This window comes from Marinobacter sp. MDS2 (assembly GCF_030718085.1).
Classification (GTDB): domain Bacteria; phylum Pseudomonadota; class Gammaproteobacteria; order Pseudomonadales; family Oleiphilaceae; genus Marinobacter.
Map to the genome: position 1 here is coordinate 158870 of NZ_JAVAJF010000003.1, position 20606 is coordinate 179475.

18 protein-coding genes are annotated in these 20606 nt (G+C 53.2%); 9 read left to right on the forward strand and 9 right to left on the reverse strand.

The features are described 5' to 3' along the window. Positions 1–15 precede the first annotated feature (15 nt). The gene (locus Q9245_RS13955) at positions 16–714 is read right to left on the reverse strand and encodes an NrdJb (RefSeq protein ID WP_305897756.1); all 699 of its coding nucleotides are present in this window, start codon (positions 712–714) and stop codon (positions 16–18) included. 30 nt (positions 715–744) lie between these two features. After that, a complete protein-coding gene (locus tag Q9245_RS13960) occupies positions 745–2883 on the reverse strand; it encodes an adenosylcobalamin-dependent ribonucleoside-diphosphate reductase (RefSeq protein WP_305897757.1) in 2139 nt (712 codons plus the stop codon). A gap of 372 nt (positions 2884–3255) precedes the next feature. On the opposite strand from Q9245_RS13960, the gene Q9245_RS13965 reads away from it, so the two are divergent. Then, positions 3256–4071: a DUF6160 family protein gene (locus Q9245_RS13965; protein WP_305897758.1), complete on the forward strand. Its 816-nt coding sequence runs from the start codon at positions 3256–3258 to the stop codon at positions 4069–4071. Between the two features lie 53 nt (positions 4072–4124). Here Q9245_RS13965 and Q9245_RS13970 read toward each other — a convergent pair whose 3' ends face one another. From Q9245_RS13970 to Q9245_RS13980, 3 genes are all read right to left on the reverse strand, one after another. Then, on the reverse strand, positions 4125–4919 hold the full coding sequence (locus tag Q9245_RS13970; protein WP_305897759.1) for an ABC transporter ATP-binding protein: 795 nt from the start codon (positions 4917–4919) through the stop codon (positions 4125–4127). Between the two features lie 9 nt (positions 4920–4928). Beyond that, positions 4929–5834, reverse strand: a complete 906-nt coding sequence (locus Q9245_RS13975) for an ABC transporter permease (RefSeq protein WP_305897760.1) — start codon at positions 5832–5834, stop codon at positions 4929–4931. A gap of 66 nt (positions 5835–5900) precedes the next feature. After that, positions 5901–6875, reverse strand: a complete 975-nt coding sequence (locus Q9245_RS13980; protein WP_305897761.1) for an ABC transporter substrate-binding protein — start codon at positions 6873–6875, stop codon at positions 5901–5903. Between the two features lie 256 nt (positions 6876–7131). Here Q9245_RS13980 and Q9245_RS13985 point away from each other — a divergent pair, with 256 nt between their 5' ends. After that, a complete protein-coding gene (locus Q9245_RS13985; RefSeq protein WP_305897762.1) occupies positions 7132–8799 on the forward strand; it encodes an AMP-binding protein in 1668 nt (555 codons plus the stop codon). Between the two features lie 71 nt (positions 8800–8870). Here the strand turns inward: Q9245_RS13985 and Q9245_RS13990 are convergent, their stop codons facing one another. After that, complete coding sequence (locus Q9245_RS13990; RefSeq protein WP_305897763.1) at positions 8871–10559, reverse strand: iron ABC transporter permease; 1689 nt, start codon at positions 10557–10559, stop codon at positions 8871–8873. Positions 10560–10718: 159 nt separating this feature from the next. Then, complete coding sequence (locus Q9245_RS13995; RefSeq protein WP_305897764.1) at positions 10719–11732, reverse strand: Fe(3+) ABC transporter substrate-binding protein; 1014 nt, start codon at positions 11730–11732, stop codon at positions 10719–10721. 187 nt (positions 11733–11919) lie between these two features. On the opposite strand from Q9245_RS13995, the gene Q9245_RS14000 reads away from it, so the two are divergent. From Q9245_RS14000 to Q9245_RS14010, 3 genes are all read left to right on the forward strand, one after another. After that, positions 11920–12198 carry a PilZ domain-containing protein gene (locus Q9245_RS14000; RefSeq protein WP_305897765.1) on the forward strand — a complete coding sequence of 93 codons (279 nt, stop codon included), beginning with the start codon at positions 11920–11922 and terminating at the stop codon, positions 12196–12198. A gap of 59 nt (positions 12199–12257) precedes the next feature. After that, positions 12258–12851 carry a hypothetical protein gene (locus Q9245_RS14005; protein ID WP_305897766.1) on the forward strand — a complete coding sequence of 198 codons (594 nt, stop codon included), beginning with the start codon at positions 12258–12260 and terminating at the stop codon, positions 12849–12851. 176 nt (positions 12852–13027) lie between these two features. Then, positions 13028–14332, forward strand: coding sequence for an HD-GYP domain-containing protein (locus Q9245_RS14010; protein WP_305897767.1), 1305 nt, complete (start codon positions 13028–13030; stop codon positions 14330–14332). Here the strand turns inward: Q9245_RS14010 and Q9245_RS14015 are convergent. Then, positions 14322–15446, reverse strand: coding sequence for an organic solvent ABC transporter permease (locus Q9245_RS14015; protein WP_305897768.1), 1125 nt, complete (start codon positions 15444–15446; stop codon positions 14322–14324). The two genes, Q9245_RS14010 and Q9245_RS14015, sit on opposite strands and share 11 nt — an antisense overlap. Before the next feature lie 247 nt (positions 15447–15693). Between Q9245_RS14015 and Q9245_RS14020 the strand changes: the two genes are divergently transcribed. From Q9245_RS14020 to queF, 3 genes are read left to right on the forward strand one after another with little or no spacing between them, the layout of a single operon-like run. After that, positions 15694–16644: an ABC transporter ATP-binding protein gene (locus tag Q9245_RS14020; protein ID WP_305897769.1), complete on the forward strand. Its 951-nt coding sequence runs from the start codon at positions 15694–15696 to the stop codon at positions 16642–16644. Further along, on the forward strand, positions 16641–17414 hold the full coding sequence (locus tag Q9245_RS14025; RefSeq protein ID WP_305897770.1) for an ABC transporter permease: 774 nt from the start codon (positions 16641–16643) through the stop codon (positions 17412–17414). Before Q9245_RS14020 ends, Q9245_RS14025 begins: the two co-directional genes overlap by 4 nt. A gap of 20 nt (positions 17415–17434) precedes the next feature. Next, positions 17435–18253, forward strand: coding sequence for an NADPH-dependent 7-cyano-7-deazaguanine reductase QueF (queF, locus tag Q9245_RS14030; protein ID WP_305897771.1), 819 nt, complete (start codon positions 17435–17437; stop codon positions 18251–18253). 6 nt (positions 18254–18259) lie between these two features. On the opposite strand, the gene Q9245_RS14035 is transcribed toward queF, so the two are convergent. Further along, on the reverse strand, positions 18260–19699 hold the full coding sequence (locus tag Q9245_RS14035) for an adenylate/guanylate cyclase domain-containing protein (protein WP_305897772.1): 1440 nt from the start codon (positions 19697–19699) through the stop codon (positions 18260–18262). A 212-nt stretch (positions 19700–19911) separates the two neighbouring features. On the opposite strand from Q9245_RS14035, the gene Q9245_RS14040 reads away from it, so the two are divergent. Next, on the forward strand, positions 19912–20493 hold the full coding sequence (locus Q9245_RS14040) for a nitroreductase (protein WP_305897773.1): 582 nt from the start codon (positions 19912–19914) through the stop codon (positions 20491–20493). The last annotated feature ends 113 nt before the right edge of the window (positions 20494–20606 follow it).

The following is a 20606-nucleotide window of genomic DNA, read 5'->3' on the forward strand; positions in this document are numbered from 1 at the left end:
TGCCGTTGAGTCAAATCAACCGCACTTGCTGTCACCGCAAGACAAGCAAGTTGCGCATCCGTCCATGACAATAACGGCTTTGGTGCTGCACTTGCCGCACATGGTGGCGTTGGCAGGGTAGTCGCTGCTGGTGTCATCGTTGGTGGCAGTGCTGTGTGACGCTTCAAATTCAGCACGTTTTTCAGCCAGAATGCGCTTGGTGGTTTCGCTCATCTCGTCACTTTCCAGCAGGCCGATAGCCTTCAGGTGTTTCTCGATGACGGCGCCAATTTCGGCAACCAGAGACGGCATGAAAACACCGCCTTTCTTGAAGTAGCCACCGTTGGGGTCGTATACGCTGCGCAGTTCCTCGACCAGGAAGGTAAGGTCACCGCCTTTGCGGAATACTGCTGAAATAACCCGTGTCAACGCTATAACCCACTGGAAGTGTTCCATCGACTTGGAGTTGATGAACACTTCGTACGGCTGGCGGCTTTCGTGGTCTGTGTCTTCGTTTAGCAAGATGTCATTGATCGTAATGTACATCGCGTGCTCGGCCACCGGCGGCTTGATCTTGTAGGTGGTACCCAGCAAGAAATCAGGCCGCTCGATGTATTCGTTCATCTGAACCGGCTTGTTGTCTGGCTGTGCGGCGGCCGGGGCATCGTTGCTGGTTTCTGTGTCGGCTTTTTTCACTCGGTAGCCGACAATCTGGTTGCTGATTTTAACTGTCATTTTCGTTGTCCTATCTGTCGGGTTCCGGGATCAATACTTGCCGTAAGTGCCTTCTTTGAGCGCATCAAACAGGTTGGCGGCGGTATGAATTTCGCCGTCGTATTCTACCTGTTCATTGCCCTTCAAGGTGACTTTGCTGCCATCGTCCAGGGTAAACTCGTACAGAGTGTTCTCGAGATCTTTCTCTTTGACCAGTACGCCCTGGAAGGCTTCCGGGTTGAAGCGGAAAGTGGTGCAACCTTTCAAGCCTTGGTCGTAGGCATACAGATAGATGCCCTTGAAGTCCTGGTATGCGAAATCTTGAGGCACGTTCGCGGTTTTGGAAATGGAGGAATCTACCCATTTCTGTGCGGCGGCCTGAATGTCTACGTGCTGCTTCGGCGTAACGTCGTCGGACGTCGTGAAATAGCTTGGCAGCTTTTTGTCTTCGTCCGCGGAGAACGGCATGGCACCCGGATTCACCAGATGACGGTATGCCAGCAGCTCGAATGAGAAAACGTCCACTTTCTCTTTGGTCTTGCGGCCTTCGCGGATAATGTTGCGAGCGTAGTGGTGCGAGAAGCTCGGTTCAATACCGTTACTGGCGTTGTTAGCCAGCGACAAGCTGATGGTTCCAGTTGGTGCGATCGAGGTGTGGTGAGTGAATCGACCACCTTTCTCTGCCAGCTTTTCAACCAGCTCCGGATCAACTTCGCCAATCTTCTGCATGTAGCGGCTGTACTTGGCGTGGAGTACTTTACCTTTCAGCTTGTCGCCAACTTTGTGGCCGTCTTTGGCAAGCTCGGGGCACTTGGCCAGCATCTTGGGCGTCACTTCAAATTCGTCGTCCATGATGGGGGCTGCGCCTTTTTCTTCAGCAAGCGACAAGGACTGGCGCCAGCCTTCAACGGCCATCTCGCGAACAACTTCTTCGGTAAAGGCGACGGATTCATCAGAGCCGTAGGGCATGCGAAGCATCGCAAGGGTAGAGCCCAAGCCCAGAATGCCCATGCCGTGACGGCGCTTGTAGGTGATTTCATGGCGCTGTTCTTCCAGCGGCAAACCGTTGATTTCTACCACGTTGTCCAGCATGCGGGTGAACGTGCCCACAACTTTGCGGTACTTTTCGTAGTTGAAACTGGCTTTTTCGGTGAACGGGTAGTCCACGAACTTGGTCAGGTTCACAGAACCCAGCAGGCAGCTACCGTAGGGAGGCAGAGGCTGTTCGCCACAAGGGTTGGTGGCACGGATGTCCTCGCAGAACCAGTTGTTGTTCATCTGGTTGACCTTGTCGATCAGGATGAAACCTGGCTCGGCGTAGTCGTAGGTGCTGGTCATGATGGTGTCCCAGATGAACTGGGCTTTTACCGTTTTATAGATGCGGCAGGCCACCTTGCCTTCATCGTTCACCACGTAGCTGTCCTGCACCGGGAAGTCGCGGTAAAGGAATTTGCTGGTGTCGGTCAGGTCAAGCTCTTCTTGCTCTACCTCTTTACGGCTGACCGGGAAAGACAGATGCCAGTCCTCGCCATTGCGGACGGCTTCGATGAAATCTTCGGTGATCAGCAGAGACAGGTTGAACTGACGCAAGCGACCGTCTTCTCGTTTGGCTTGAATAAACTCGATGACGTCAGGGTGATGAACGTCAAAGGTGGCCATTTGCGCACCGCGACGACCGCCAGCAGAGGAGACGGTGAAGCACATGCGATCAAAGATATCCATGAACGACAGCGGGCCAGAAGTGGTTGCTCCAGCGCCAGCCACGTAGGCACCACGGGGACGCAGAGTGGAAAACTCATAACCAATACCACAACCAGCCTTGAGGGTTAGGCCGGCTTCGTGGTTTTTCTCCAGAATGTCGTTCATGGAATCGTGGATGTTGCCGGAAACCGTGCAGTTAATGGTCGAGGTTGCCGGTTTGTGCGCTTCGGCGCCCGCATTGGAGGTGATCCGGCCAGCGGGAATTGCGCCGTTCTGCAAAGCCCACAGGAATTCTTTCATGTACTTGTCGCGTACATTCTTTTTTTCCACTTCGGCAAGGGCTTTGGCGACCCGCTCGTAGGTTGCGTTAATGTCTTTATCGACAGACTCGCCGGTCTTGGTTTTCAGCTGATATTTGCTGGCCCAGATGTCGAGCGAAGCTTCCTGCATGGGAATCGTTGTGATCACTGCCTGTGCCTTAGCGTTCATTGCCACCCTCTGCTTTTTTAATAACTGTCTTCTCGTCTATAACCCTATATATGGGTTAATTTTCGATGAGTATAACAGGATATAGTGTTTTGTGAATAAGGGATAACCTATGAATTGAGAGGCGCGGGCAAAGAAATTCAATGAGAAAACACTTGAAAGTTCGCAACACCGCACGGGGCGTGAGCTGCTGGCTCGCTCAGAAAAAATCGGCAGATCAGTACGAATTTAAGCGCTGATTTATAAGTGAACAAGTTGAGGAATATGTGAGCATTGCACGTCTTGTATAGCGACGTATCGGTAAACTGCAGTGGTGGTGTCGTACGTCTGCAGTGGCCCATAGGAATTGGCTAATACTATACAAGGAAAAAAATAATGAAAGGCCTGAAACCAACATTATTAGCGCTGTTCGTTAGCGGAGTACCGACGCTGGCTTTTGCAGATTCCGGCTTTCAGCCGCTGGATGAAGCTTTCATGGGAAATATCACCGGGCAGGCCGGTGTAACCATCGAGCTTGAGACGAAACTTAACATCGACCGTTTTATCTATACCGATGAAGGATCGCTGGAGGTCAATGACATATTCGTTGGCGGTGCCAATCGTACGGATATGTTTTCAGAGATGGGGTTGAACATGAACGGGGCCGCTACCGATCGTTTGGATAACGTCCGGATCAATATCGATGTGGCGAGAGATGGCGATGCCATCATCAATCTATTACCTTTAGCCTTCAATGCGGTGGATTTCAACGTGTCTACTGGTGCCTGGAATCTGATTGGTAGCGGCGGTTCCACTACCATTCTTGATAACTTCAAGATGGATGCACTGATCGGCTCCGGTACGATTCGGATAGATACAGCGACAGACAAGCTAAACTTTAAAACGGATATCGCTATTGATGATATGGATTTCGATGTGCCTTTCCTGGCGCTGGGCATAAGGGATTTAGAAGTGACCGGTGCAGATTATGATCTGCAGGCGCCTCAACCTTTAAGGGTGTTTGCCCCTGTAGAACTCGATATATACAAGGCCACGAACTCTCAGGGCGTTCAGAGTCTTGCAGTTGATTTGCAAACGTTCGAAGCTGATGTACGGATAGGGGGCGTGATCGTCGGAGGAACGTCAATCGGTTCGCTTGCTTTGGATAATCTGGCAATCAGTAATACGTCGATGCGGATATATGGCCACTAATTCCTGGCGTTGACTGTTGTAAAAACGGGAGCCAAGTTGGCTCCCGTTTTTCATTAGCCTAGCAATAGGCTGTCGTCATCCACAGTGATTCCTCGTTGTTTTTCAAACAGTTCGAGGAGGTCTTTCACTTCCAGGCCTTCACGTTCTTTTCCTTTTATGTCGAACACCACCTGGCCTTGGTGCAGCATCACCGTACGGGTGCCAACTTCGAGGGCCTGTTTCATGCTGTGAGTCACCATCAAGGCTGTCAGCTTCTGCTCTTCAATGATCTTGGTGGTTAACTCCAGTACGAACGCGGCCGTTTTGGGGTCCAGCGCGGCGGTGTGTTCATCCAACAAGAGAATCGAAGAGGGCGTGAGGCTCGCCATCAGCAGGCTGACGGCCTGACGTTGGCCACCTGACAGCAGTCCCATCTTGTCGCCAAGACGGTTTTCCAAGCCAAGCTTCAGCGTAGACAGGCTTTCCCGGAACTGAGCGAGGTATTGCCGTTTGACGGCGCTGGTCAGGCCACGGCGTTGGCCGCGTTTAATGGCAAGTGCCAGATTCTCCTCAATGCTCAAGCCTTCGCAGGTACCGGCCAGTGGATCCTGGAATACTCGTGCCACGCGGCCAGCCCGTTTGTGGGTCGGCAGCTTGGTGACATCCACGTTATCGACGACGATTTTGCCGCTATCGACCATAACCTCGCCGGACAGGGCGTTCAGAAACGTCGATTTACCGGCACCATTACTGCCGATCACGGTCACAAATTCGCCCTGATTGACGGTCAGGCTCATGCCTCGCAAGGCGGGATTCTCCAGAGGCGTTCCCTTGCCAAAGGTGAGCTTAAGATCGGTTGCGCTGATCATAGGGCCTCCTCAGGCTTTCTTGCGGCTAAAGCGGTTTGTAAGGTTGGTGCGCACGCCCGGCAAGACAATCGCCAGGGTTACCAGAACGGCTGTGATCAGGTTGAGGTCCTGCGCCTGAAGCCCGAGAACATCGGCATTCAGTGCAAAAGCGATGGCCAGTCGGTAAATGATCGCGCCAATCACGCAGGCAATCAGTGCTCGCATAACCGATGAGGGCGTAATAACGGCTTCCCCACCAATAAGAGAGGCAAGGCCGATAACGATCACGCCTACGCCCATGGTGACATCCGCCGCACCCTGGCTTTGGGCAAAGAGTGCGCCAGCAAGGCCAACCAGACCGTTCGAAAGCGCAACACCGAAAATAATCATGCCACCGGTGGCGATACCTTGAGCACGAGCCATTCGTGCATTGGCGCCGGTCGCGCGCATGGCGAGGCCGGTTTCAGACTTCATGAATCGCCAGAGGAGTATTAACGAGATGGCGACAACAATGGCGAACAGGACAACCGATACCTGATGAAATTCGAGAAACTCGATGTCGTACCAGGGTGTCAGCACAGTGTCTTCAGTTAACAGTGCCAGGTTTGGGCGCCCCATGATGCGCAGGTTAACGGAATACAGCGCGATCATGGTCAGGATGGAGGCAAGCAGGTTCAGAATGTTGAGTTTTACATTCAAAATGGCTGTTACTGCACCGGCCGCCATGCCTGCTAGGACAGCCATGCCGGTAGCAAGCCACGGGTTCCAGCCTGAAATAATGAGAACAGCGGCTACAGCAGCGCCTAATGGAAAGCTGCCGTCAACTGTTAGATCTGGAAAATCCAGAACACGGAAAGAAAGATAGATACCAAAAGCAACCAGGCCATAAATGAGGCCGGTTTCAAGAGCACCGTAGAATGCGATTTCGCTTAACATGGGTAATAAGTCACCGAGAAAGAAAACGGGCGGGCCCTCGTGAGGCTCGCCCGTGTTGGTCAGGCATTATTTGTCGCTGTTGACGACTTCTTTGGCGTCCTTGATAACGTCTTCAGACAGTGTGATGCCCATGCGCTCTCCGGCGGCCGGGTTCACAAACAGGTCAAGTTCTTCCATGGTTTCTACAGGCATGGTGGCTGTCTCGGCACCTTCCAGGATGCGAACAACCATCGCTCCGGTCTGACGGCCGTGCTTGTAGTAATCAAAGCCCAGTGCTGCCACAGCGCCGCGGGCTACGGTTGCCGTATCTGCAGCAAAGACGGGGATGTCAGAACGCTCACCTACGGAGACCACGGCTTCTGCGGCGCTAATGACCGTGTTATCGGTGGTCAGATAAATCGCGTCGGCTTTTCCTACCAGAGAGCGGGCTGCGCCCAGTACTTCAGATGTTTTGGTTGCGGCACCTTTTACCAGCTCCAAACCGCGGGCTGCGAGACGTTCTTCCAGAAGCTCGATCAGAGCAACCGCGTTGGCTTCGCCCGGGTTATAAACGGTTCCGATGCGCTTGGCATCTGGCAGAACGCGTTGCAGCAAGTCGATGTGCTTCTCAATGGGAAGCATGTCGCTCACGCCGGTAATGTTGGCGCCTGGCGCTTCCCAGCTTTTAACCAGCTTGGCCGCTACCGGGTCAGTTACCGCTGAAAACACGACAGGGGTTTTGCGTGCAGCTGCGGCAACGGTTTGTGCAGAAGGTGTGGCGATGGCGACGATGACATCCGGGCTTTCGCCAACAAATTTACGGGCGATCTGCGTCGCGATGGCGGAATTGCCCTGAGCACTTTCATGCATGAGGCGCAAGTTTTCGCCGTCAATGTATCCGTGCTCTGCAAGTTCGTCTTTCACGCCTTGGTGAGCCGCATCTAGAGCAGGGTGTTCAACAATTTGCGTGATGGCTACAACGCGCGTGTCTTCAGCCTGTACCAGGCTGGCAGCCGCCAGCAAGGACGCGCCGAGCAAGGTGCGCAGGGTCTTTTTGGCCATATGCCCATCTCCGGTTTTTGGGGTTGTTTTCCCTAGTGTGCAGGGTTGAAAACTTAAAGTTGGCCAGTTTAACACAGGCTTACGGCATTGAGGGTAGTGACTATCGACAGTTTTCAGGTTTAAAGTGGCGAAGCGCTGATGAATTGAAAAGGTTTCGTATTGACAACATTTGGATATACACTCACATGTTGCAATGCGCGACTAAAGTCTAATAATACGCAAGTCATCCAACTATAAAGAAAAGACAGGAAGATCCATGGACTCCAACCAAAAACTCCCGCTCGATATGGTCTACCACTGGGAGGCCACGAACGCCAACGCCCTCTACATGACTCAGCCAATCGGAAATGGCCAGGTTGTTGAATATACGTGGGGGCGCGCGATCGACGAAGCTCGTCGGATGGCGGCGTACCTGAAATCCCTCAACCTGCCGGAAAAGAGCCGCATCGGCCTGATTTCCAAGAACTGTGCTCACTGGGTCATGACCGATTGGGCAATTTGGTTGGCCGGCCATATTTCGGTGCCGTTGTATCCAACGCTGAACGCTGACACTGTTAACTACATCCTTGGCCACGCGGAATGTGACGTGCTGTTCGTCGGCAAGTTGGACGACTGGGAAATGATGAAGCCTGGCGTGCCAGATTCTGTTCGCTGCATATCTTACCCCTTGAGTCCGTCCAATAATTTTGAAACCTGGGACGATATTGTTGCCAAGTACCCGCCGCTGGAAGGCAAGCCGCAGCGCGAAGCCAGCGAACTGGCCACGATTGTTTACACCTCGGGTAGTACCGGTCGTCCGAAGGGCGTCATGCTCAGCTTCGAGAATATGGCATTTGCTGCTGTTGGTGGTACGCAGACGCTGGGTGTAGGGCCGAATGAACGTATGTTGTCCTACTTGCCGTTGGCTCACGTATTTGAGCGTACGTTCGTAGAACTCGGCTCACTGTATTCAGGTTTTGAGCTGTACTTTGCGGAATCCCTTGATACCTTTGTGGCCGATCTGCAGCGAGCCGAGCCGACCCTGTTCCTGTCGGTACCCCGCCTGTGGGTGAAGTTCCAGCACGGTGTTCTGCAGAAGCTTCCGAAGAAGAAGCTGGAGCGTTTGCTCAAGGTTCCGTTGCTTAACAAGGTTATTAAGAAGAAGGTGCTCAAAGGGCTTGGTTTGAGCAAGGTAAAACTGGCCGGTTCCGGGTCTGCACCTTTGTCTCACGATGTTCTGGACTGGTATCGCAACCTTGGCCTGGAGCTGCTTGAAGGTTACGGCATGTCTGAAAACTTTGCCTATTCTCATATGAATAAGCCCGGCCGCACTCGCACCGGATATGTTGGTGAGGCATTGCCCGGTGTTGAAACCAAGATCAGCGAAATCGGCGAAATTCTGGTGAAAAGCCCGGCTACAATGATGGGCTATTACAAAGACGAAGAGAAAACCGCCGAAGCTTTCACTGAAGACGGCTTCCTTCGGACGGGTGATAAAGGCGAAATTGATGAAATGGGTCGCTTGAAACTGACCGGCCGCATCAAAGAAATCTTTAAAACCAGTAAAGGCAAGTACATTGCTCCTGCGCCGATCGAAAACAGCCTGATGTCGCACGACGCGATCGAGATGGTGTGTGTTTCCGGCGCTAATCAGACTCAGCCGCACGCACTGGTGGTGTTGTCTGAAGAGATTCGTCCGAAGTCGGCTGATGCGGCCTTCCGGGCTGAGATCGAAGAAAGTTTCAAGAACCTGATCGAACAGGTTAACAAGACGGTGGATCCTCACGAGCAATTGGCGTTCATCACCGTTGTTAGCGATGAATGGTCTATCGAAAACAGCTTCCTGACGCCAACGCTCAAGCTTAAGCGCAATGTGGTTGAAGATGCCTATCAGGCGAAAGTTGACGCTTGGTACGCTCAGAAGCAGAAGGTGATTTGGCAGTAAGCTCTAAGCCGAGTGCTTGATCAAAAAGGCCCGACAATGTCGGGCCTTTTTTGTGTCTGGTGTGGGACAGATCAGCTCATGGTGCGGGAGTTGGAAATGGATCGGCTCATCAGGATGATGGGGATAATGCCAGCCAACACAATAATCAAAGCGGGCAGGGCGCTGTGGTAAAGCTGCTCATCAGAGGCAAACTGGTATACATAAGTTGCCAGGGTTTCGTAGTTGAAGGGCCGAAGGATCAAGGTTGCTGGCAGCTCCTTCATGCAGTCTACGAATACAACCAAGGCGGCTGTTAGCAGCGTTCCGCGTAACATAGGGAGATGAACATTGAGCAGTGTTTTGCCTGGGCTGTGGCCCAGTGAGCGGGACGCCATGTCCATGCTGGGGGTTATTTTTTGCAGGGCGCTTTCGACGCTACCGGCCGATACTGCAAGGAAACGAACCGTGTAAGCGAATACCAGGGCGAATGCAGAGCCGCTTAACAGCAAACCTGTACTTATGCCCACGTAATCACGCATCAACGAATCAAGCCAGTTGTCGAAACCGGCAAGAGGAACGATCACGCCAACCGCAAGCACAGCGCCGGGCATGGCGTACCCCAGGCTGGACAGGCGCATCAGAACTTTCATGCCTCTCGTATTATGAAGGCGACGGCTGTAAGCGAGAGTGACGCCAATGATCAGGGTGGTTAGTGCGGCTGTGCCCGAAAGAAACAGGCTGTTCAGGGTGTTGCGCACGAAATCCGGGTTCCAGCTGACATCGAAGTATTCCCATGCGTAGTAACCAAGGGTTGCTCCGGGAATCAGGAAGCCAAAGATCAACGGGATTGCACAAACCGCCACGCAGATCATCTGGCGTGGAAACGACATGCTGAAGCGGCGAATCGGATCCCGGTTGTCCCGGGCGGCGAACTGCTGCTGCCGGCGACGTGAGTAGCGTTCAAGGGTAACAAGGATTACCACGAAGATGAGCATGGTGGTCGCAATTTGCGCTGCTCCGCCAAGGTTGCCCAGGTTCATCCAGGTATCGAACAGGCCGCGGGTGAGCGTTTGTACTGCAAAGAAATCGACCGTGCCAAAATCATTCAGCGTTTCCATCAACACGAGGGAAAGCCCAACCGCGATGGCAGGTCGCGCAATGGGTAATACCACTTTAAAGAACGTACTTAAGGCGGAGTGGCCAAGACTTCGGCTGACGGCAAAAAGCGACGGTGATTGCTCGAGGAACGCGGCACGGCCCAAAAGATACACGTAAGGGTAGAGCACCAGACCGATCATCAGCGTTGCGCCTTCCAGGCTGCGGATTTCCGGAAACCAGTATTCGCTGGCATTCTGCCAGCCAAACCACTCACGGAGTGCTCTTTGAACCGGGCCGGCATAGTCCAGCAGACTGGTGTATACGTAAGCGATGACATAGGCCGGTACGGCAAAGGGTAACAGTAGCGCCCACTCGAAAAATTTTCGGCCCGGAAAGTCGCACATCGTAACCGCCCACGCCGTGGAAAGCCCGATGATCAATGTCAGCGCGCCAACGCCAACCATGAGCTGAATGGTGGTTATGAGGTAACGGGGCAGGGTGGTGCTGATTAAGTGCGGCCAGATATTTTCTTCAGGGAACAGAGCGAGAAAAATAACGGCAAGAACAGGTAGCGCAACGATGGCCGTGGTGATGATGGCGCTTAAAAGCCAACGTTTCGAGGTGCGTTTTGCCAGTAGGGGTTGTGAAAGCCCTGAGTCGGCACTGCTAACAACCTCAGTCATGGCGTTCCTGTATTTGTAAGTGGTGATGAGAAGTGTTGCGATTTTAGTTACTGAGCCGGTTCCCTGCAATGACTCGAGTCATCTTGAGGCGTGTCAATAACGAAAAAAGGGTGCATTTACCATGCACCCTTTCGCATCATCTGAAGTAACGACGATACTTTAGCTGTCGTAGTCTACGCGATCGACCAGTTTGACAGCTGCATTGCGGTTTTCAGCAATTTCCTGCAGCGACAGGTCGTCCGGGTTGATTTCGCCCCATTCTGCAACCATACCGGTTGGCTTCACCTCTGGGTTAGCCGGGTACTCGGTGTTGGCTTCAGCGTAGATGCGCTGGGCTTCTGGCGACGACAAGAACTCCATCAGTTTAATGGCGTTGTCTTTGTTCGGCGCGCTCTTGGTTAGTGAGATGCCACTGATGTTAACGTGAGTACCGCGACCTTCAGCGTTCGGGAAGATCAGGTTCACTTGCTCAGCGATTGGGCGCTGGTTTTCGTCTTTCAGCATGTTGCCGTAGTAGTAGCTGTTGCCGATGGAGAGATCGCACTCGCCCTCAGCAATCGCCTTGATCTGATCGCGGTCGCCGCCCTGTGGCTTGCGAGCGAGATTGTTTTTAACGCCTTTCAGCCACGCTTCGGTTTCTGCTTCGCCGTGATGAGCGATCATGGAAGAAATAAGCGCGATGTTATAGGGGTGCTTGCCGCTGCGGGTACAGATGCGATCTTCCCACTTCGGATCCGCCAGCTCTTCGTAACTGGTGATTTCACCTTCTTTTACCCGGTCTTTAGAGGCAAAGATCAGGCGGCCACGGGTGGTCAGGGCGTACCATTTACCTTCCGGGTGGCGCAGGTTCTCAGGAATGTTTTCGGACAGTGTTTCCGATTCTACGCCCGCGACCAGGTCTCTTTCGACCAGTTCATTGATGCGGGAGATGTCCACTGTCATGACAACGTCAGCGGGGCTGTTGCGGCCTTCGCGCTCAAGGCGCTCAGCGAGGCCTTGCTTGGCAAAAACGACGTTGGCTTCAATGCCGGTTTCTTCGGTGAATGCGTTCAATAAAGGTTCTAGCAGGTATGCTTGGCGATAAGAATAGATGTTGACTTCGCCATCGGCTGAGGCGCTGAGCGGCATGGCTGCGAGTGCCATGGCGGCGGTTGCGGCTAGTTTCATTCGCATAGGTGCTTTCCTTTAATGTTGATGCTTGTGAATGCGTGCTGTGATTGGGTATCAACGGCATATCAAAACGAAAAGCATTCTCATTCATGATGAGCTTTGAGTCAACAACTCTGTTGGCATATTGTTATAAAAATGATGGTATGCTTCTTAACACTATAAAAAGACGTCACTTCTTAGGAATCCCCGAATGTCCACAACTGATCGCAGGGAGCACGGTCGCACGGCGATGAGTGCAAGAGTAAAGGTCATCCATGAAGAGCTGGGGGAGCATATTTTCCCGACCCGTGATATTTCCGACGGTGGTATTTTTATTGCACTGGAAGGGGTCTCATTTGCGCCGAAGCTCGGAGACAAGGTGGTTGTCCAGGTGCAGGGGTTGCCGGTGCCAGCGCCTGTATTGAATATGGTGGTGGTGCGTAAGACCGATGACGGGTATGGGCTGCAATTTGCGTTGGACAGCGAATAGCCCGAAGGTCTGTCAAAAAGGATGGTGGCGAATTCATGTGCTTGGGAAGGCCTGTTTCCATGTTGTTGATTGATACCTCTCGTATAAAACTCTTTTGCGTTGGTTTATTGATTTCGGCGCTTCAGGGGTGTGCCAGTTATTACACCCATTACGCAATGTTCCCGGGTGAAACGTCGTCGGGAGAATCACGCCAGATAAGAGTGTCGTGGCAGACCGCAGACTATCCGGGCTGGTCGTTCATGCGCGACCAATCGACCACCATGAAGGTTGAAACCCAATGCAGCGATCGGGTCTGGCGGCTTGCCGACGACAGCCATGACCAGGCGGGCAGTTGTGCCGCGGGTGTGAGGGCTTGCGGTGAGAAAAGTCAGGATGTGAGTGTGTTCAAGAGCGGCCCGGCAAGCGAAATTGCCTGTATGCAAGTGGTTGGGCCAGAGTCGGTTGAGCGCATTGCGGACATCGGTGCGAAGTTCCGGTTATCTGTCGTGTGCCGGCCTATAGACACCGAGATTTCAAAAAGCGATGAGGTGGTGAACATGGATTACCTCCGCGCTTCATCCGTGGCTTATACAGTGTACGCACGCAAAGTGCCCCGCGGATCGCTCAGCGCCCGGCTGCCAGAGTTTGATGATTCGGTGTGTAAAGCTGATTGATTGTGCCGGTTCCATTTGTGCGCACTGGGTCTCATCTATACATTCCGTTGCGAATTGTTGTGCAGGGTTACCTTTGAGCCTGCTTTCGTGACGCTTCTCTACAAAATGGTAATGGCAGCTATGCTCCGGCATGTCACACTGAGTACCTTGAGACATTTGTATCTGAGGGGAAAGTGGTGGGGGTTCAGCAACGAAAGCTAGGGGTTCATGATCTGGAGATTGGCATGTTCGTGTCTGATCTGGATCGACCGTGGCATGAAACTCCTTTTCCGATTCAGGGCTTCTATATTCGCTCGCAAAACGACGTGCGGGCGCTCGTCTCTCACTGCAAATGGGTGATGATCGACGAGCCGGAAACCCGCGATTCCGCTGATGTAAACTTGCCGCATGTTGTGGGGTTCCAGGCTCGCTCAAGGCAAAGAGCTAAAGGTCGGGAAGAGATTGAACTTCCGCCGCTTAGTATTCGTGAGCCGGTAAACCACAAAGTCAGTACTACCCTAAAGAAAGAAATCAAAACCTCGAGAAAACTGTTGGGTGATGCCGAAGGCGCGCTTGAGAGAATGTTCGATTCGGTTCGTTCAGAGGCCGGTGTAGATGCCCGTCTGGTCGCGGACGTTACCAGAAAAATGGTGAAAAGTGTCTGTCGGCAGCCCAGTGCGCTCTTATGGTTGAGCCGAACGCGTCAATACGATGATTTTGTGTATCGTCATGCCTTAAATACATCGGTATGGGCCCTGGTGGTTGGGCGCCAGCTTGGTCTTAATGAAGGGCTTTTGAATCATCTGGGTGCAGGTTGTTTGTTGTCTCAGGTCGGCAAGACCACGTTGCCGATAGAGATCGTTGAGAGTGAGCAGCAACTGTCCGTGGAAGATTACGAGGTTTTCAGGACGTATGTGCAGCGAGGCGTTGAGATTCTGAAGCCATCCGGGGTTTCCAAGGCGGTGCTTAGTGTCGTCCAAGGCCATAGAGAGCGCCATAACGGCTCGGGCTTTCCCGTTGGATTGGGTGGCGAGCGGATTCCTTTGCTGGCAAAAGTGGCAGGTATTGCCGAGTTCTTCGAATCATTGATCGCGCCCCGTGAGGGGCAAGAACCCATGACACCCGCTAAGGCAGTGGGTTTACTCTATGAGATGCGCAATATCGAGTTTCAGAAGGATTTGGTCGAGGCGTTTATCCAGGCTGTAGGCGTTTACCCCGCGGGGACCTTGGTTGAGCTGAATGACGGTAGCCGCGGAGTGGTTGTCTCGCATAGTCCGGAGCGCCGGCTATGGCCGAGCGTTATGGTGTTGCAAGCGAGCGAGAAAGGTTCCTTCAAGAGCGGGAGGGTGGTTGATCTTGCACGTTATAACGAAGCAAGAACACAAGGCGAAGTTCTTGCGGTTCGAGAGTGTCTGCCGCATGGTACCGAGGGTCTGGACCTGATGGCTCTGGATGCGACCAACGAGCCTCGCTGGTCGCTCGGCAAGATTTTTACTCGGTGACCAGTACCCGGAGCGACTTTCGAATCCAGCGATAGTCTTTTGCCGGCTTGAAGTTGATCAGAATTTCAGACTCGCTGCCAGCGCTGCCGTCCACGAAGTATTCGACGCTCGCTTCTTGCCAGCTCCAGGTATGAACGGATACGTCTTGTGGGCGTGTACTGATTGCTTCGATTCCATTCTTTGCCAGGGCGATATCGCCGCCCACTTTTCGAATCGAGAGGGGTTTCAAGGCGGTGTCACTTGCCGGGTGCGAGGCGGCATGGCCTGAAAGATAGTATTGTCTGCTGATTGCATTAGTGATGCCTGCCAGCTCTTTGGTCAGATACTCTTTGGCGCCCTGGGTGTCGATGTCCTCGATGCTCCGAACGGATTGTAATATGCGCTCTCGCAAGGCTTTTAGGTCCTGCTTGTAGGTTGTGTCGGGGTCGATTTCTTCGTCGTTGTCGGGCCGTTCTGGCGCACTTTCAATATCTGTCAGCGTAGGAGGTTGTTGGCACAACTGATCGTCTTTTTCGTAAAAACAGATGCTGGCTAACAACTGGTTTGCAGCAGATTCTGGTGCTTCAAACTCGGCCGTGGGTATCGCGAAATCGACCTCCGAGGGGAGAGCCGGGTCGTTTATCGCAGCGTTAAGCTGGTCGATCACCCGATGCCGGATGTCGATGCCTTTGCTGTCTTGGATGATTTCCGTCCAGTTCAGCGCCATCAGGAATCGGGTGCGGTTTAGCAGTTCTTGGTTATTGAGCAGCGATGACTCGGTTAACGCGTGATCGCTGAGATTTTGACTATCAATCTTGGCGGTTTCTAACGCATCGCGAAGTTCTGGTTGAAAGTCGAGAAAGCTGACAAATGCTTTCGCCGGTATGTTTTCCGCGATTGAAAGTGCGCCGACTTTCAGAGACAAGGTTTCGCCGGGGTAATATTGAAACCTGCCTTGGGCATCGGTTGTGTTTTGACGGGAGCTGGTCGTGTAAGTCAGGCCGCTTATGCCGCGGCTTTGGATTTGGCCGGTGAGGGCATCGTCTGAACCGGAGCCTCCATCGTCAAAGCATGCTGACAATAGAAAGGCGGTGGAGAGTGTCAGTAGTAGATGGCGCAGATGAGCGAGTTCCATGGTGTGTCGTACAATCCCTTCGCGGTCACCTGATTAGCCAGAGGCAGTTACAGGCTTTGTAAGTTGTTGTAACGGCATTATAGGGAGGGTGGTTCGTCTATATCGGGAAACCTGTCGCAGTTTGGGGGTTTCGTGCGTGGCTGATGAATGTCGCGCACTGCCTTGAAATTTGGTGAAATGCCTCAATCACATAGCGCACTACATATTTTTCGCTCGTGCGGTGCATTCATTAACAGCGGTTCCACTTATGACCTATGCATTGGAAATTGAAGGACTTGAGAAACGTTATGGCGATGGTTTCTACGCCCTGAAAGGAATCGATCTCCAGGTCGCTGAGGGCGATTTTTTTGCTTTGTTGGGCCCTAATGGCGCGGGCAAATCGACCACACTGGGAATCGTGTCGTCGCTGGTGAACAAGTCGTCGGGTAAGGTCCGAGTATTCGGCAAGGATATTGATACTGAGTTATCGGATGCGAAGCTTAACCTCGGTGTGGTGCCTCAGGAGTTTAATTTCAATCAGTTTGAAAAGGTATTTGATATTGTCACCACGCAGGCGGGGTACTACGGAATTCCCCTGAAAAAGGCCCGCGTGTCCGCCGAGAAATATTTGAAAAAACTGGGATTGTGGGACAAACGCGATACTCCGGCCCGCATGTTGTCTGGAGGCATGAAACGGCGTCTTATGATAGCGCGAGCATTGGTGCATGAGCCGCGGTTGTTAATACTGGATGAGCCCACCGCCGGTGTGGACATCGAGCTGCGCCGCTCCATGTGGCAGTTTCTTGAAGAAATTAACCGGCAGGGCACCACCATTATCCTGACCACCCATTATCTGGAAGAAGCGGAAGCTCTGTGCCGGAATATCGCCATCATTGACCATGGCGAGATCATTCGTCACACCAGCAAGCGGGAATTGCTTCAGCAATTGAGTGTCGAGGCCTTTATTCTGGATACCGAACAAACACTGGATGCCGCACCCGAGCTGGGCGGATTTAAATGCGCGATTAACGGCGATGGTGCGCTGGAAGTCGAGGTGGCGAAAGGGCAGGGGCTCAACGCACTCTTCATGGAATTGGAAAAGCAAGGTATCAAGGTTAGCAGTATGCGAACCAAGGCTAACCGCCTCGAAGAGTTGTTTGTGCGAATGGTGGAAGAGAATGCGGCTGAAGCCAAAAAGACGAAGGAGGGCGCAGCATGACACCTCTGGCACTCTGGACGGCGTTTCAGACCATCGTTCTGCGAGAAATTCGGCGGTTTACACGGATCTGGCCGCAGACACTGCTGCCACCCGCGGTCACCATGACGCTGTATTTCATCATCTTTGGTAGTTTGATTGGCTCACGCATTGGTGATATGGGCGGCTTTGACTACATGCAGTTTATTGTCCCGGGGCTGATCATGATGGCGGTGATCACCAACTCATACGCTAACGTGGTGTCGTCGTTTTTCTCGATGAAGTTCCAGCGCAGCATCGAAGAGTTGTTGGTGTCGCCGGTGCCTAACTGGACGATTCTGGCCGGCTATGTTGTTGGTGGCATGTCCCGTGGACTGATTATCGGGCTGATTGTAACGCTGTTGTCGCTGGCCTTTACGCAGCTGGCAATCCATAACTTGCCGATGGTGATTATTACCGTTTTCCTGACCTCGGCGCTGTTCTCGCTGGGTGGTTTTATCAACGCCATGTTGGCAACCAAGTTCGATGATATCTCGATTGTACCGACGTTCGTGCTCACGCCGCTAACCTACCTTGGCGGGGTGTTTTACAGCATCGATCTTTTGCCAACGTTCTGGCAGAACGTATCGTTAGCCAACCCGATTCTGTACATGGTGAATGGCTTTCGCTACGGCATACTGGGTGTTTCGGATGTTAATCCGTTCGTTTCGCTTGGTATGATTCTGGGCTTTATTGTTCTGCTTTCCGTTATTGCCTTGCGCATGTTGGCGCGCGGCAAAGGCATTCGACACTAATTTGGAACCCGGTAACCGATATGGCACTTGATAACGCTCCGCTGGGGAAATCCAGCGACTACCCGGATCAGTACGATCCTTCGCTGTTGTTTCCGGTAGCCCGGGAAGAGAATCGCCGGCGTATTGGACTTGAGGATGGGCGCTGGCCCTGGTTTGGCGAAGATATGTGGCAGGCATGGGAGCTGTCCTGGCTGCGCCCCGGTGGCGTGCCTGTGGTGGCGTGGGCGGAGATTCGCTTCCCCGCTGCCTCGCCTTCGATTGTTGAGAGTAAATCTTTAAAGTTGTATCTCAACTCTCTGAATCAGCAAGTTTTTTCGTCTGAAGCGCAAGTCACAGAAACGATCATCCGGGATTTGTCCAAGGTGTGTGGCGGTGCTGTTCACGTGCAGATGCGTAGTGTCGATGAAACTGCCCCGGCGGTGGGCCGGCCAGACGGCTGCGAGTTGATCGATAACGAGGCGGTGGGCGATGTCGTGTACGAATACGCGCCGGATTCGCTGTTGGCGAATGGTCCCGAGGTAACGGAGGGGCTCTGTTCTCACTTGTTGAAGAGTAACTGCCCGGTCACGGGGCAGCCCGATTGGGCAACGATCTTTATCCGCTATACCGGTCCGGCCATTGATCGGGCTGGATTGCTGCGTTACATCATCAGCTTCCGCCAGAAACAAGACTTTCATGAGCACTGTGTAGAAACCGTGTTTACCGATTTGATGCAGCGTTGTAAGCCCACGGAATTGATGGTGTGTGCCCGATACACTCGCCGGGGCGGGTTGGATATTAACCCTTGGCGAAGCACTTGCCCTGAGGATGGCGTGGGGCCGAGGCTGGTTCGGCAGTAGGCGAGGTTAGTCTGAGTCGTCTTCCTGTCGGAGGCGATCGGCGGCATCTTCGAGTGCGGTCAGAATCGCTCTGCGCTCGCGCTCGGTGATCTTGTCCGAATCCAGATACATGGCAAAGCCGCTGTGTTCGTGTTCCAGAAAGCTGCGGTTGGGCCCCATGTCCCGGCGGAAGTCGACGACTTCGTAAATCGGCACCGGCTTGCCGAAGCCTTTTACGGTAATTTCGCCTTTGTCCCGGCACATGATGCGGTCTTTGATCAGCGAGAAGGTCTCGTAGGAAATTAGAATCTCGCCAGCTTCGGCCAGTGATTCAAGCCGGCTGGCCAGGTTCACTTCTTTGCCGATGATGGTGTAATCCATACGGTTCTCGGCGCCAAAGTTGCCGACGGTGGTGTATCCCGTGCTGATTCCCATGCGTATTTCCAGCGGGGTTTTAATGCCCTGACTGCGCCATTTCTGCCGCATGATCTTCATGTGTTTGCGCATGTCGATGGCCATGGATACGCACGCAAAGGCATCTTCACGCTGACCGCGGCTGGTCGGGTCGCCAAAAAATACCATAATGGAGTCGCCAACAAACTTGTCGATGGTGCCTCCATAGCGCAGCGCTACCTGGGACATTTCATTGAAGTAGTGGTTCAGGAGCTCGGTAAGGGCTTCGGGTTCCATCTCTTCTGACAGCTCTGTGAAGCCTTTGATGTCGGAAAAAAAGACCGCCAGCTTTTTGCGCTGGGTTTCCAGCCGAACATCGCGTTCGCCGGTAAAGATGGACTGCCACACCTGTGGCGAGAGGTATTTCGACAATTTATGAGAGAGCGCAATGGATTGCTCTCGCTGGTTCTGGATTTGGGTTTTCGCGTAGAGCAGGGCTCTTGCCTGAACGTGGGAGTAATAAGCGGTCACGCAGATGTAAACGCCGGTAGCCAACAGGGCTACGACGCTGGTCAGAAGCGGGGCTTGCAGATTGTCTGCGGTGCCAAAGGTTGCTACGGCAGCGGCCAGTGAGGCAGCGGTCAGTGCTGTTCCGAACAGCCATTGTCGAATGCCGCCGATAATCAGGCAGCTGAACATCAGCATTAAAACGATGGCGGTGGAGGGAATGGCAACCAGGCCCAGCGCACCGATTAGCGCGCCACCAAAAATACAGTCCAGCAGAAGCATTTTTTGGCGAATACGCGGAGAATTTCTCAGGAACGTGCGTCGGGTGATCAGATGGGCAAGGTGCGGCCAAACCATGGCGATTGCCACTAACCACAGAAACCACAGTGCAAATATATCCTGGATAACGCCGGTTACAGTAATGATCGAGGTAGATGCATACGCCAGAATGCGACCACTGTAGTCTGGCATAGGGGGAATAACGACGGTGTTATCGTAGGGGTCGTTTGATAAAACCTTTCCGGAGCTGGCGGAAACGTTGCGAAGCTCTGCCGGAGCACTCATCATCTTACTGGCGCACCCATACGGTCACGCTGAACGTAGATACGTCCTGTTTGTCAGCGCTGTGATTTGGTTGAGTGTGGCTCATGGTGAGTGCCGAAAGTTTTTTATTGGTAGTATCTGCGACTAAAGGTTAACAGTATTACGTATTACCCACAATTAACCCAGGTCAACAGAAACGACGATTTTGCACACACTTGTATGAATAGCGAGAGTATATGAGTTCTATTACCCAGTTTCTTATGGAGCGCTCGTCGGAACCGCGGCTAGAGGCACCGGCTCCGCCCCGTGATGTGGTCGATCTGGCGTTTCAGTGCGCTGCTCGAGCGCCAGATCATGCGCTGCTGCGTCCGTGGCGGTACCTCGTTATCGAAGGTGAAGCATTGGTTGCGCTTGGAGAGCTGTTTGCGAGATCGGGCTGCGTGGATGCCACTGAGAAGGCCCGTGAAAATGCCAGGAAAGCGCCGCTTCGTGCGCCGATGGTGATCGTGGGTATCGCATCGCCTAAGCCCCACAAAAAAGTACCGGATGTTGAACAGGTGATGTCGGCGGCATCTGGGATGTCGTTCTTGTCGCTGGCACTCTCTGATGCCGGCTATGGCATCATGTGGCGTTCAGGCGCCTTTGCCTACGATCCCGTTATTCGTGAAGGGCTGGGCTTGGCAGAAGATGAGATTATTACAGGTTTCCTTTATACCGGAACCGTTTCTTCCCGTAAGCCTCCCGTTCCCCGACCATCGAGTGGAGAGTTCGTCGAGGAGTGGTTGGGGCCCGAACAATCCCGCCCCTGGAGCGCTTGACGGCTGGGTGGCAGGATGAGGAAACAGCTTGCCGCCTTTTCCTGGTTTTTGCCGAACTGCCGACTTGAAACGGCACGAATATTTCAACCCACCCCCTATGAAGCCTGCGTTCC

Bases quoted from the DNA above. Each gene is read 5' to 3' on its own strand.
- Q9245_RS14000 (WP_305897765.1), top strand. From the start codon at position 11,920: ATGTCCACAACTGATCGCAGGGAGCACGGTCGCACGGCGATGAGTGCA.
- Q9245_RS14025 (WP_305897770.1), top strand. From the start codon at position 16,641: ATGACACCTCTGGCACTCTGGACGGCGTTTCAGACCATCGTTCTGCGA.
- Q9245_RS14040 (WP_305897773.1), top strand. From the start codon at position 19,912: ATGAGTTCTATTACCCAGTTTCTTATGGAGCGCTCGTCGGAACCGCGG.
- Q9245_RS13965 (WP_305897758.1), top strand. From the start codon at position 3,256: ATGAAAGGCCTGAAACCAACATTATTAGCGCTGTTCGTTAGCGGAGTA.
- Q9245_RS13985 (WP_305897762.1), top strand. From the start codon at position 7,132: ATGGACTCCAACCAAAAACTCCCGCTCGATATGGTCTACCACTGGGAG.
- Q9245_RS13955 (WP_305897756.1), bottom strand. From the start codon at position 714: ATGACAGTTAAAATCAGCAACCAGATTGTCGGCTACCGAGTGAAAAAA.
- Q9245_RS14005 (WP_305897766.1), top strand. From the start codon at position 12,258: ATGTTGTTGATTGATACCTCTCGTATAAAACTCTTTTGCGTTGGTTTA.
- Q9245_RS13990 (WP_305897763.1), bottom strand. From the start codon at position 10,559: ATGACTGAGGTTGTTAGCAGTGCCGACTCAGGGCTTTCACAACCCCTA.
- Q9245_RS13995 (WP_305897764.1), bottom strand. From the start codon at position 11,732: ATGCGAATGAAACTAGCCGCAACCGCCGCCATGGCACTCGCAGCCATG.
- Q9245_RS13970 (WP_305897759.1), bottom strand. From the start codon at position 4,919: ATGATCAGCGCAACCGATCTTAAGCTCACCTTTGGCAAGGGAACGCCT.
- Q9245_RS13975 (WP_305897760.1), bottom strand. From the start codon at position 5,834: ATGTTAAGCGAAATCGCATTCTACGGTGCTCTTGAAACCGGCCTCATT.
- Q9245_RS13980 (WP_305897761.1), bottom strand. From the start codon at position 6,875: ATGGCCAAAAAGACCCTGCGCACCTTGCTCGGCGCGTCCTTGCTGGCG.
- Q9245_RS14035 (WP_305897772.1), bottom strand. From the start codon at position 19,699: ATGATGAGTGCTCCGGCAGAGCTTCGCAACGTTTCCGCCAGCTCCGGA.
- Q9245_RS13960 (WP_305897757.1), bottom strand. From the start codon at position 2,883: ATGAACGCTAAGGCACAGGCAGTGATCACAACGATTCCCATGCAGGAA.
- Q9245_RS14020 (WP_305897769.1), top strand. From the start codon at position 15,694: ATGACCTATGCATTGGAAATTGAAGGACTTGAGAAACGTTATGGCGAT.
- Q9245_RS14015 (WP_305897768.1), bottom strand. From the start codon at position 15,446: ATGGAACTCGCTCATCTGCGCCATCTACTACTGACACTCTCCACCGCC.
- queF (WP_305897771.1), top strand. From the start codon at position 17,435: ATGGCACTTGATAACGCTCCGCTGGGGAAATCCAGCGACTACCCGGAT.